9 protein-coding genes are annotated in these 12,152 nt (G+C 64.2%); 4 read left to right on the forward strand and 5 right to left on the reverse strand.

Annotated features, from left to right (window positions below):
* Window positions 1–318 precede the first annotated feature (318 nt).
* Window positions 319–2,793, forward strand: coding sequence for a PAS domain-containing protein (locus U1763_RS00180; RefSeq protein ID WP_332754382.1), 2,475 nt, complete (start codon window positions 319–321; stop codon window positions 2,791–2,793).
* A gap of 204 nt (window positions 2,794–2,997) precedes the next feature.
* Here the strand turns inward: U1763_RS00180 and U1763_RS00185 are convergent, their stop codons facing one another.
* Both U1763_RS00185 and U1763_RS00190 read right to left on the reverse strand, forming a co-directional pair.
* Window positions 2,998–4,110 carry an alkene reductase gene (locus U1763_RS00185; protein ID WP_332753581.1) on the reverse strand — a complete coding sequence of 371 codons (1,113 nt, stop codon included), beginning with the start codon at window positions 4,108–4,110 and terminating at the stop codon, window positions 2,998–3,000.
* A 116-nt stretch (window positions 4,111–4,226) separates the two neighbouring features.
* Window positions 4,227–4,394 carry a hypothetical protein gene (locus U1763_RS00190; RefSeq protein ID WP_332753582.1) on the reverse strand — a complete coding sequence of 56 codons (168 nt, stop codon included), beginning with the start codon at window positions 4,392–4,394 and terminating at the stop codon, window positions 4,227–4,229.
* Between the two features lie 63 nt (window positions 4,395–4,457).
* On the opposite strand from U1763_RS00190, the gene U1763_RS00195 reads away from it, so the two are divergent.
* Window positions 4,458–5,030: a TetR/AcrR family transcriptional regulator gene (locus tag U1763_RS00195; protein ID WP_332753583.1), complete on the forward strand. Its 573-nt coding sequence runs from the start codon at window positions 4,458–4,460 to the stop codon at window positions 5,028–5,030.
* 83 nt (window positions 5,031–5,113) lie between these two features.
* Entirely contained in the window at window positions 5,114–7,594 is a 2,481-nt protein-coding gene (locus U1763_RS00200; RefSeq protein ID WP_332753584.1) for a PAS domain-containing hybrid sensor histidine kinase/response regulator, read from the forward strand.
* Between the two features lie 109 nt (window positions 7,595–7,703).
* Here U1763_RS00200 and U1763_RS00205 read toward each other — a convergent pair whose 3' ends face one another.
* On the reverse strand, window positions 7,704–9,791 hold the full coding sequence (locus U1763_RS00205; RefSeq protein ID WP_332753585.1) for an epoxide hydrolase family protein: 2,088 nt from the start codon (window positions 9,789–9,791) through the stop codon (window positions 7,704–7,706).
* Window positions 9,792–9,970: 179 nt separating this feature from the next.
* On the opposite strand from U1763_RS00205, the gene U1763_RS00210 reads away from it, so the two are divergent.
* Entirely contained in the window at window positions 9,971–10,702 is a 732-nt protein-coding gene (locus U1763_RS00210) for an SDR family oxidoreductase (protein WP_332753586.1), read from the forward strand.
* Window positions 10,703–10,862: 160 nt separating this feature from the next.
* On the opposite strand, the gene U1763_RS00215 is transcribed toward U1763_RS00210, so the two are convergent.
* The gene (locus U1763_RS00215) at window positions 10,863–11,579 is read right to left on the reverse strand and encodes a ferredoxin reductase (RefSeq protein WP_443026864.1); all 717 of its coding nucleotides are present in this window, start codon (window positions 11,577–11,579) and stop codon (window positions 10,863–10,865) included.
* A gap of 34 nt (window positions 11,580–11,613) precedes the next feature.
* Entirely contained in the window at window positions 11,614–12,144 is a 531-nt protein-coding gene (locus tag U1763_RS00220; RefSeq protein ID WP_243643171.1) for a molybdopterin-dependent oxidoreductase, read from the reverse strand.
* Window positions 12,145–12,152: the final 8 nt, after the last annotated feature.

Here is a 12,152-nt window from a genome sequence, read left to right on the forward strand (position 1 = left end):
TTTACGGTCTCTAATCGGCCACGCGCAAACCCATGCGACGGGCGCCGTGCAGCGCGGACATCATATGCGCTCGTTGCAGTAGGTAGTGTCTATCCGATGCCGCTTCAGGATCGATTGGAACGCGCTCCGCATGCGCGTAGCGTGCTTGTCGGTGACGGATCCTACCCAGGCGGTCAGGACGAGCATCAGACAGGCAAGGAAGGGCAACAGCCTACGCATCGGTCAGCGGTTGAACACTAAATTTGTGTCCTCGAGTCACCATCACGGATATGCCAAAGCGTGTTGGTATACTGAACCGGGATGGCTGGCGTGAGTGAGATGGATGTGCGCGGTGCCCAGCGGCTTGCCGCACTGGCCTGCTATGAGGTTCTGGATACACCGCGCGAGCCCTCGTTCGACGAGCTCGCCGAGCTGGCCGCAAAGCTCTGCGACACGCCCATCGCGGTGGTGAACCTGATCGGTGACGAGCGTCAGTTCTTCAAGGCGGAAACAGGTCTCGGCGTACGCGAGACGCCCTATGACAGCTCGTTCTGCGCGAAGGCGATTCTGGAGGATGACTTCCTGCTGGTGCCGGACACCACGCAGGATAGTCGCTTCGATCGCAATCCTCTGGTCGTCGGTGAGCCGCATATCCGGTTCTACGCGGGTGCCGTTCTGAAAACGGCGGAAGGCGTACCGATCGGCACGTTATGCGTGCTCGACTACCGCCCGCGAGATCTGACCGCGCTTCAACTGGAGACGCTACGCGTTCTGTCGCGTCAGGTCATGGCGCAACTGGACCTGCGGAGAGCCGATCGCGAGCGCGAACGGCAATATGCGGCGGCGCAGGAGAGCGAGGCGCGCTACCGGACATTGTTCGAATCCATCGAATCCGGCTTCTGCCTGGCCGAGGTCGTGCAGCATAATTCGGCGGGACTGGTCGACTACCGCATCACCGATGCAAACCCGGCATTCTATCGACAAACCGGGTTCCCCGAAGCCATTCGCGGACATTGGTTGCGCCAAGCCGTCCCCGATCTGGAGGAGCATTGGTACGAGACATACGGACGCGTCGCGCGCACCGGCGATCCAATCCGTTTCGAGCAAGGCTCGGACGTTCTGGGCCGATGGTTCGACGTCTACGCGTTCCGGGTCGGCAGCGCCGATGATGGGCGCATCGCGATCCTGTTCAACGACATTTCCGCCCGTCGTCGTGCCGAGGACGCGCTGCGGAGCCTGAACGAGCGGCTGGAGCAGGAGGTGGCCAGCCGGACGGCGCAGCTCCAGCTATCGCAGGACATCATCGAGGCCAGCGTCGATCCGATCTGCGCGTTCGACACCGACTATCGGCTCATTGCGTTCAACCAGGCGCACAGCGACGACTTCTACCGGATCTACGGCCATCGCGTTCAGATTGGAGAGGTTTTTCCCAACCTGTTTTCAGACGATCAGGCGCCGATCATACGCCGTTTCATGGCGCGCGCCCTGGCCGGTGAAAGCTATACGGTAAGCCAGGAATTCGGGGATCCCGATCTCGCCAAGCCCTGCTGGGAGGTCTCCTATTCGCCACTGCGTGACCCAGCGGGGACTGTGATAGGCGCGTTTCACTACGCCCGGGACATATCGGTCAGGCTTCGCGCGGACGCCGAACTCGCCGAGACTCAGGAGGCGCTGCGCCAAGCGCAGAAGATGGAGGCGGTAGGACAGCTGACCGGCGGGCTGGCGCACGATTTCAACAACCTGCTGACCGGGATGATGGGCAACCTCGAGCTGTTGCAGTTGCGTGTCGCGCGCGGGCGGCACGACGACCTCGACCGGTTCGTCAATGCGGCACAGGGGGCAGGGCGACGGGCCGCGTCGCTGACGCAGCGGCTGCTTGCCTTCTCGCGCAGGCAGACGCTCGATCCGAAGCCGACCGATGTGAACAAGCTGATCTTCGGCCTCGAGGAAATGCTCCAGCGTACGGTTGGCGCGACGACCGATATCGAGATCGTCGGCGCAGTCGGGCTATGGACCGCCGAGATCGATGCGGGCCAGCTCGAGAATGCGATCCTGAACCTGTGCATCAACGGACGCGACGCGATGCCCGACGGTGGCAAGCTCACGATCGAGACCGCCAACAAGTGGATCGACGATCGCACGAGCCGCGAACGTGATCTGCCGCCGGGCCAGTATATCTCGCTGTGCGTGACCGATACTGGCACCGGCATGAGCGCGGAGACGATCGAGCGCGCGTTCGAGCCCTTCTTTACCACCAAACCGATCGGCCAGGGCACCGGACTCGGCCTTTCGATGATCTACGGTTTCGCGCGACAGTCCGGCGGCCAGGTACGGATCTACTCGGAGATCGGCGAGGGCACGACGGTGTGCATATACCTGCCACGGCATCACGGTGATGCGCTGCTCGACATCGACACCCAGACTAGCGCGCTGGTCGATGGTGGAAACGGGCAGACGATATTGGTCGTTGACGATGAGGCGACCATCCGGCACCTGATCGACGAGGTCCTGGACGATCTTGGTTACACCGTCATCGGCGCGGGCGACGGTGCGGCTGGCATCAAGGTGCTGCAGTCCGGGGCGAGGATCGACCTGCTGATTACCGATGTCGGGTTGCCCAACGGCATGAACGGCCGCCAGGTTGCCGACGAAGCGCGACGGCTAAGGCCGGGATTGCAGGTGTTGTTCATCACCGGGTTTGCGGAAAATGCGGCCGTGGGGAACGGCCATCTGGAACCAGGCATGGAGCTTCTGACGAAGCCGTTCACGCTGGAAGCGCTCTCGTCGAAGGTCGCCACGATGCTGGCGAGATAAGGCAACTATCGCTGTCTGGCTGACTCTTTTTAGTAAGGGCCCGCGCGACCAGACGAAGTTGGCGTAGGTCTTCTTCCAAGGAGTACGAATCGAACTCGGGCTCAATGTCGCAGGTCGTGCAAGGCTTGCGACCGATGGGACGAGAGCAGTGTAATTGCGCCCGTCCTCGTCCCAGGGTCACATCATGCGCGTTGTCGGGCCGTGTTACGCAAGCTCGATCTTCCCGTTCATGCCGGGCCAGTCTGAGTAGCCGACGGAGCCGCCGCCATACCAATAGTCCTTCGGCGCTTCGGCCAGCGGGGCGCCCGTGCGCAGCCGCTCGACGAGATCGGGATTGGCAAGGAAGGGCCGACCGAAACTGAACAGATCGGCGTTGCCGTCCGCCAGCGTTTGCTCGGCAAGATCGAGCGTATATTGGTTGTTGGCGATGTAGGCGCCGGAGAAGCGCTTGCGCAGTTCCTGGAAGTCGACACCGTCCGGCACGTCGCGCGTCTGCTGGGTCACGCCTTCGATGTCGTGGATATAGAGCAGCCCGATCTCGGACAGCGCGTCGACGAATGTGTCGAACGTACGGCCGACCTCGCTATCGAGCGGAGTCTTGCCGGGCTCGGTCGTCGCCGGCGAGATGCGGATGCCGACCCGATTGGCGCCCCAGACCTCAACCACGGCACGGACCACGTCGAGCGGAAAACGCAGACGGTTCTCGATCGAGCCGCCATAGTCGTCGGTGCGCTGGTTGGTGCTGTCGCGGATGAACTGCTCGAGCAGATAGTTGTTCGCGGCGTGGACCTCCACGCCATCGAAGCCGGCGGCCTTCGCCTGTTCGGCGGCATGCCGATAGTCCTCGACGATCGCGGGGATCTCGTCCGTTTCAAGCGCACGCGGGGTGACGAAATCCTTCAGGCCGTCATTGGTGAAGGCCTGCCCTTCCGGCGCAATCGCGGACGGCGCCACCGGAAGCGCACCGCCGTGCAGATCGGGGTGCGAGATGCGGCCCGTGTGCCACAACTGAAGGAAGATCTTGCCACCACGCCGGTGGACCGCCGCGACGATCGGCTTCCACGCTACGACCTGCGCGTCGGACCAGATGCCGGGCGTCAGCGCGTAGCCACGCGCCTGCGCGGAGATGTTCGTCGCTTCGGTGATGATAAGGCCGGCATCCGCGCGCTGCGCATAATAGTCGGCGGCGAAGGCGGGCGGTATGCCCTCCTCGTTCGAGCGGCTGCGCGTGAGCGGCGCCATGACGATACGGTTTTGCAGGTGCAGGTCACCGATCGTGACGGGTTGCAGGACGGGGCTGGCAGGCTGATCGGACATGGATGTATCTTCCGTAGAATTAAGGAGAATTCGGGCGGGGCGAGGGTGTAACGCGCGGGCGGCTACTTGATCCCGATGCGACGCCGAGACGGTCGAAGTTTCGGGCAGCGTGCAGGTTAGCGACGGTTGTCGAGTTCCGGCGCACCGCTGCTCCGGTTGGCGTAGGCGGCGAGGAACGTCAGGCGGCGCTGTAAGCGCTGCCAGAACGCGTCGGCATGCACATGCCGTTCTTCGAGCAGCGTTGCATATGTGAGCCCTCTACCAAGTGATCGGTAGCTTACCAAATATGGACTTGCGTCCAGCGCGTCAAGGTCTATCTACCACTTGGTTGGTTTGCAGGATGGGTAATGCAATTGGCGACGTCGAACTCCCGGGAAGCCGTGCTCGCCGCGGCAAGGCGCAGTGCGATGGCACGCGGCTATAACGGCCTAAATTTTCGCGACATCGCAGCCGAGGTCGGGATCAAGGCGCCAAGCATCTATCACCATTTCGCGACCAAGGCCGATCTCGGCGCGGCGGTCGCGCGGCGCTATTGGGAGGACACCGTCGCGCAGTTGGCGGCGATTTCGGACGAGACGCCCGATCCGCTCGAAGCGCTGCACCGCTATCCGGAAATCTTCCGCAAATCGCTGTCGAACGACAACCGCATCTGTCTTTCGAGCTTCATGGCGGCGGAATATGACGATCTTCCGGACCCCGTGAAGACCGAAGTCCAGGGCTTTGCCGACGTCAACGTCGCCTGGCTGAGCACGCTTCTCGTCGATGCCAAGATCGTCGGATCGGCCGAAAGCGAAAGCAGGGCGCGGGCCATCTACGCAGCCGTCGCGGGGGCGCAGCTCTTCGCGAGAGGCCGTTCGGATATCGCGCTGTTCGACACGATGATCGACAGCTACCGGTCGGCCGGGCTTCTGCCGGCTTGATAGCACAATCGCCGCGGGGTTAGGCTGTAACGACCAACCCTCGACAATCGACAGATATCCGTAAGTGCGTGGCCCCGATTTCCATGACCAGAGAAGACCTTGAAGCGGAAAATGCGCGGTTGCGCGCGCAAGTGGCGACGCTGGAGGGCAGCCGGAATGCACTTGTCGCCAGCGCGGCGCGGCAGCGCGCGATCTTCGACAGTTCGACGGATTTCGCGATGGTCATCACCGACCCGAACGGGATCATCACCGACTGGAACCCCGGCGCAGAGCATGTGATGGGTTGGGCTGCCGACGAGATGATCGGCGACAATGCCGAACGGTTCTTCATGCCCGAAGACGTCGCGAACGGGCGTGTCGACCACGAAATGACCCGAGCGCTGGAGGACGGCCGCGCGTCGGACGAGCGTTGGCATGTGCGCAAGACCGGCGAACGCTTCTGGGCCTCGGGCGAGATGATGCCGCTTCATGATGGCGGCAACGTGCATCTGGGCTTCGTCAAGATCCTCCGCGACCGCACCGAGGAGCATGTCGCCGGCGTCGCGCTCAAACAGGCCAAGGAGCGTTTCCAGACCATCCTGGAGACCGTCGATTCCGCGTTCGCGATCATACAGCTGAAGTTCGACGCCGATGATCGGCCGGTCGACTATCGTTTCATCGAAGGAAACCCCGCCTTCGCGCGTCAGTCGGGTGCCGATCTGCGGGGCAAATGGGTAACGGAGCACGCGCCCGATCTCGAACGGTTCTGGTTCGAGACCTATGGACGCGTCGCCAGGACGCGTGAGCCGGCCAATTTCGAAAGCTATGCCGAGGGCTTTGCGCGCTGGTTCGACGTGCGCGCCGTCCCGGTCGGCGATCCTGACGAGCTCCAGGTCGCGATCCTGTTCAACGACGTCACCGAACGTCGTGAGGCGGAAGATCGGCTCCGTGCCAGCGAAGCGCTGGCACGCGAGAATGTCGAGCGCGTGCAACTCGCGCTGGCCGCCGGTGCGATCGTCGGGACATGGCATTGGGACCTTCCCAGCGACCAGTTCACGATCGACGAGGCTTTCGCACGCGCCTTCGGTCTGGACCCGGCGCTGGGCAGGAGTGGCATTCCGCTCGCTCAGATCGTGGCGACCGTCCATCCCGACGACCAGGAAGGACTGGCCGAGGCGATCAACGAGGTGATCGCCCGTGGCGGGGCCTATGCGCACCAGTACCGGGTTCGCCGCGTCGACGGGAATTATTACTGGATCGAAGCGAACGGGCGTGTCGATCACGCGCCAGACGGTACGCCGTCGAGCTTCCCCGGCGTCCTCATCGACGTGCAGGAGCGGCGTGCCGTCGCAGCCCAGCGCGACAGCGCGATCGCGGCGCTGCGCGCGCTCAATGAAAACCTCGAGCAGCGCGTTGCCGAGCGCACCGGCGAGCTGATAAAGGCCGAGGATGCGCTGCGCCAGTCGCAGAAGGTCGAGGCGATCGGTCAGCTCACCGGCGGCGTCGCGCACGACTTCAACAATCTGCTGACGGTGATCCGCGGCTCGGTCGACCTGCTTCGTCGTCCCGGCGTGTCCGACGACCGGCGGCAACGCTATATCGATGCGATCTCCGATACGGCGGATCGCGCCACGAAGCTGACCGGGCAATTGCTTGCCTTCGCACGGCGTCAGTCGCTGACGCCCGAGGTGTTCGATGCCGCGGCCAGCGTCCGCACGATCAGCGACATGGTCCGGACGCTGACCGGATCGCGCATCAAGGTGTCGGTCCGGCTGCCGTCCGAGCCGTGTCATATCGACGCGGATCGCAGCCAGTTCGATACCGCGATCGTCAACATGGCGGTCAATGCGCGCGATGCCATGAAAGGCGAGGGCGACCTGACCATCATGGTGGCGGAAGCATCCCGGATGCCCGCCATTCGCGCACATCCGGCGGTATCCGGCGCATTCGTCGCGGTCTCCCTCACCGACAGCGGGCCGGGCATCCCGGCGGACAGGATCGACCAGATCTTCGAACCGTTCTTCACCACCAAGGGCGTGGGCGAGGGGACCGGCCTCGGCCTCAGCCAGGTGTTCGGCTTCACCAAGCAATCGGGTGGCGACATCTTCGTCGAAAGCACGGAAGGGGAAGGCGCTACCTTCACTATGTACCTGCCGCGCGTGGAGGGTCTCGGCGACGTCGCGGTCGAAGCGGGCGATACATCGCTACAGCTAGGCGAGGGCGCGTGCATTCTGGTGGTCGAAGACAATGCAGAGGTCGGGATGTTCGCGACGCAGGCGTTGGCGGAGCTGGGCTACAACACCGTCTTGGCGATGGACGGGGCCAAGGCGCTGGCGGAACTGGCGACCGGCGTCGAACGGTTCGACGTCGTGTTTTCGGACGTGATGATGCCCGGCATGTCGGGCGTGGAACTCGGCCAGGAAATCGCCCGCCTATATCCCACGCTGCCGGTCATGCTCACCAGCGGTTACAGCGAAGTGCTTGCGCAGGGCGGGACGCACGGCTTCGAGTTGCTGCACAAACCTTACTCGATCGATGCGCTGTCGAGGGCGATTCAGAAGGTTGCGCGGTACCGGCGACGATAGGCGGGCGCCGTTAAGTTGGGTCGGCCAGACCCTCTCAGTCTCCGTCACCCCGGACCAGTCCGGGGTGACGGAGCGCATTGGATGCGCCGCCAACTACGATCGTCGGGCGCTATCGCAAGACGTGCTCAGCACATTTGCGGACAAAGGCGGCGCTTGCCTGCGGATGTGCGACCGGAAGCATGTGGCCTCCGTCCGTCATCTCCAGCGTCGCGCCCGGAATGGCCTCGACCGCGCGGTCGCCGTCGATCGTCGGGGCGATCGCCTGGTCGTCACGACCATAGAGCAACGCAACCGGGATCGTCAGATCGGCATAACGGCTGACGATCGCGGTGAGGTCGATATCGGCGCTGGCCAACTCGACCAGCGCGGCGTTCACCGACACCGGGCGATCGCCTAGTCCGCCGCCGCCACGTGTGGCGAAATCGGCCGGGACCGGATCGGGCGCGAAGATCTTACCCCAGCGCAAGCCGTATGCCGCCCGACTGATCGGTGTGCCAAACAGATTGGCGAAAAGCGCACGCGCACCAGGGTTGCCTTCGATCGCGCTTGCCACCGGGGCAGGCATCGCTTGAGGCGGTTGTGTCATCGGGGCCAGCAGCGCGAGACCGGCTACCGAACCGGGATGATGCGTGGCGACGCCAAGCGCGACGGCACCGCCCAGCGAATGGCCAACCAGAAGCGGCGGACGGTCGAGCCCCAGTTTGTCGATGAAGCGTGCGATGATCGCCGATTGGCCGAGAATGCCAGGCTGTTCGCCGGTCGGCACCGAATATCCCGAGGCGGGCCGGTCGACCAGAATGACCCGGTAATTCTCCGCCAGTGCATCGGCGACGCCGTACGAGAAGTTGCGGAGGTGCGCGCTCAGCCCGTGGACCAATACGATAGCTGGGCCTTTGCCGCGATCGACATAGTGAAGCCGCGCACCAGCAACGTCGATGAAACTGCCGTCTGCGGGCACGTCCTGTTCGATCCGCTTGGTCGTTGCGCTGGTATACACCGCGGCGGCCGCTAGTGTCGCGGCGATCACGCCCGCCGAGCGAAGCGCGATCGAACGCTTAGGCGCATCCGAAACCGCTTTGGACGCGAAGAAGCGGCGCATATCCGCGAGCAGCAGTTCGGGTTGTTCCAGCGCAGCGAAGTGCCCGCCGGCGCGCATCTCGGTCCACTGGACGATGTCGTAGGTCTTCTGCGCCTGCGAGCGCGGCGGCGGCGGGAAGACCGGATCGGGGAATGCGGCAATCGCGGTCGGCACCGTGATCCGGGTTCCGGCCGGGAACTTGCCCGAGCCCTCCAGCACGCGGCCACGGTACATCCAGGTCGAGGTCACGAACGCCCCCCCGACCAGATACAGCATGATGTTGGTGATCAGCAGGTCCTCGTCGAATGCCTGCCACACATCCGGGCGGCCCTCTGCGTCACGCGGTACGTCGGCCCATGCGCCGAACTTCTCCAGGATCCACGCCGCGACACCCACCGGGCTGTCCGACATAGCCACGCCGAGCGTCTGCGGGCGCGTGCCCTGCTCCTGCGAATAACCGGTTTCCTCCTTGGCGAGGTCGGCGCGCTTTGCGGCCCAGGCGAGTTCGTCCGGCTTTTTCGGCGCCGCGTCCGCGGCCTGGAGCAGCACCATGTTGAGGTGGAGACCGGCGATCGCCTCGGGATGTCGGTGCGCCATCCACCCGGCGATCGCGGCACCCCAGTCGCCGCCCTGGACGAGATACCGGCGTGTGCCGAACAATTCGGTCATCAGGCCGTGCATAAGGTCTGCGGTTCGCTTCGGCCCGATCGGCGCTATCAGCCGACCCGAGAAGGCGTAGCCGGGCAGCGACGGCACGACGACGTCGTGGCCGTCGGCGACGAGCGGGGCGATCAGTGCCTCGAATTCGAGGAACGACCCCGGCCAGCCGTGCAGCAGGAGCAGCGGGGGACGTGAGCCGTCGCCACGTGCTTGGATGAAGTGGAGGCGCTGGCCCTGCACCTCGGCGGTGAACTGCGGCAACGCGTTGAGGCGGCGTTCCTGCGCGCGCCAATCATACCGCGTCAGCCAGTGATCGACGAGCCGCTTGAGATCGGCAAGGCCGACGCCCGATCGCCAGTCGCCGGCATCCGGCATCATGCGCCAGTCGAACGCCTCGACCTTCGCGCGAATGGTCGCAAGCCGCTCGTCCGGCACGGCTATGAGGAACGGATCTGCCATGTCGAAGTCCTGCCGAAAAAGGAGGGAATCTCGCCTCTAAGATCGAGGCATCATGTCTAACGCGCGAAGCCTAGGTGCGTTCACGCGCGTCAGCGATTGCACGGAACCGAAGATTATGGCTCCTTCTCAAGGGGAAAGCGTTCTGAGGCGCTTGGATAAATTCGGACGGACGATCGGCGATGAAGATGCAGGATCTGACCGGTAAGGTCGCGGTGATCACCGGTGCATCGAGCGGTATCGGCGAGGCGACCGCGCGCCTGCTCGTCGCGAAAGGCGTTCGCGTGGTGCTGGTGGCGCGGCGGCGCGAGCGGATCGACGCGCTGGTCGCGGAACTCGGCGATGCGGCCCTGGCGTTGACCGCCGACGTCGGCGACGCCGCGGCGGTCGCGGACGTGTTCGCCGAGGTCGAGCGTCGGTTCGGCGGGCTCGATTTGCTGTTCAACAATGCCGGTCTCGGCGTCAACGCGAAGTTCGAGGCGAGCGATCCCGCCGACTGGAAGCGGATGATCGACGTCAACCTGTACGGCGTGCTTCACTGCACCCAGGCGGCGATCCCGTTGCTGCGCGGCCGGCCGGGCGCGATGATATCGTCGGTGGCCAGCGTTGGCGGGCGCTACGGCACCGAATCCTGGTCGGTCTATAGCGCCACCAAGTTCGCCGTGGTCGGCTTCCACGACGCGCTCCGCAAGGAACTGGGCAGCGAGGGCATCCGCGTGTCGGTGATCGAGCCCGGCGCCGTCTGGACCGAGTTCGGCCAGAACGTCAGCGACGCGATGCGCGACCGGCGCGAGAGCCTGGACGCGCTGACGTCGGAGGACGTCGCCCAAGCGCTCGTCTACGCGTTCGCGCAGCCGCCCCGCGTGCTGGTGGAGGAGATACTGATCCGCCCGGTCAAGCAGGTATCGCCATGACGAGATTGAGCGGTAGCTCGCTGTTTCCTTCATATGGCCAGGCGGATTGAGCCAATACCTCTACTATACCTTACCGAAAATCGGGTGTCCGCGCCTGCTAAAAGACTTCGAACGGGAACCACGCACGCGTTCCGCCCCGTTGGTCTGGACGCCTGCGCGGTTAGCCGCCGTAGCGCTCGGTTTTGATGATGGATGGGGGCAGGCCGGCCAGCAGCGCGCCCTCCGTCGCGATGTTGACGAACCCGTTGGACCCGCAAACAAATACGTGGGTCGGCCTTCGGTGGAGACGGGCGACGATATCCTGGACCATCACGTCGTCGATCCGTCGTCCGAAGTCCGATGGACGGGTCGGCTCTTCGCGCGTGATCGCCAGCGCCAGGGCGAATGCCGCATCGCCAATTTCGGTGGAATGAAGCTCTGCCGAAAAGAGAACGTCCTCGGCGGTCCGTGCGGACAGGAGCAGCGCTGTCGGCACCGCCTGGGACAGCGTGCGGCGCTCCCGGATCATCGCCATCAACGGCACGACGCCGGAGCCGGCCCCGATCAATAACACTGCATCTGGGCCAGGGGCAGGGGCAGGGGCAGGCCACAGGAAATGGCCGCCGAGCGGACCGCGGAGTTCGATTTCGTCACCAATCGCCGCGACATCGTGGAAGAACGACGAGACTTCGCCATCCGGCAGGCGCTCGATCGCGAGCTCGATGGTAGGGGACGCGGTTGCCGCCGACGCGATCGAGTAGCTGCGCATCGCGCTGTAGCCATCGGGCGCGGTCAACCTGACATCGACGTGCTGACCAGCAATGTGCGCGAACGGTGTGCTCAACCGCAGGAAGACGCTCTTGATGCTCGGTGTCTGCTGGACGATGCCCTCGATCACGCAGGACTGCCACGACACGGTTTGCGCGCTGCCCTCAGTCATTGGTGTATCGCTGCTCGCGCCACGGATCGCCGTAAATATGGTAGCCGTGCCCCTCCCAGAATCCCGCCTCGTCGCGCGTCGTGAATTGCAGCGCATTCACCCACTTGGCGGACTTCCAGAAATAGAGATGCGGGACCAGAAGGCGCGCCGGCCCTCCATGATCGCGCGGAAGCGGCTTGTTCGCATAGGTGAGGGCGACCATCGCCTTGCCCGACAGAAGGTCGGCCAGCGGCATGTTCGTCGAATATTTATCGTAGCAGTGCGCCAAGACGAAATCGGTGGGCCGATCGAGCCCAGCATCGGCGAGTATGTCTTCGATGAGCACGCCCTCCCAAATGGTATCCAGCTTGGACCAGGAGGTGACGCAGTGAATATCCCGAGTCATCTGCGTCTTGCGCAGCGCGTTGAATTCGTTCCAGTTCCAGACCTTGACGGGCTTTGGACCGATCTTGACCGTGAATTTCCAATCGGAGGGCTCCACGTGCGGCGTGGGTCCGGCAGACAGGACGGGGAAATCCTCCACGGGATGCT

Source organism: Sphingomonas sorbitolis, from assembly GCF_036663875.1.
GTDB lineage: Bacteria > Pseudomonadota > Alphaproteobacteria > Sphingomonadales > Sphingomonadaceae > Sphingomonas.

Coding starts and splice junctions, on each gene's coding strand:
- U1763_RS00180 (WP_332754382.1), top strand. CDS start 319: ATGGATGTGCGCGGTGCCCAGCGGCTTGCCGCACTGGCCTGCTATGAG.
- U1763_RS00185 (WP_332753581.1), bottom strand. CDS start 4,110: ATGTCCGATCAGCCTGCCAGCCCCGTCCTGCAACCCGTCACGATCGGT.
- U1763_RS00195 (WP_332753583.1), top strand. CDS start 4,458: ATGCAATTGGCGACGTCGAACTCCCGGGAAGCCGTGCTCGCCGCGGCA.
- U1763_RS00200 (WP_332753584.1), top strand. CDS start 5,114: ATGACCAGAGAAGACCTTGAAGCGGAAAATGCGCGGTTGCGCGCGCAA.
- U1763_RS00205 (WP_332753585.1), bottom strand. CDS start 9,791: ATGGCAGATCCGTTCCTCATAGCCGTGCCGGACGAGCGGCTTGCGACC.
- U1763_RS00210 (WP_332753586.1), top strand. CDS start 9,971: ATGAAGATGCAGGATCTGACCGGTAAGGTCGCGGTGATCACCGGTGCA.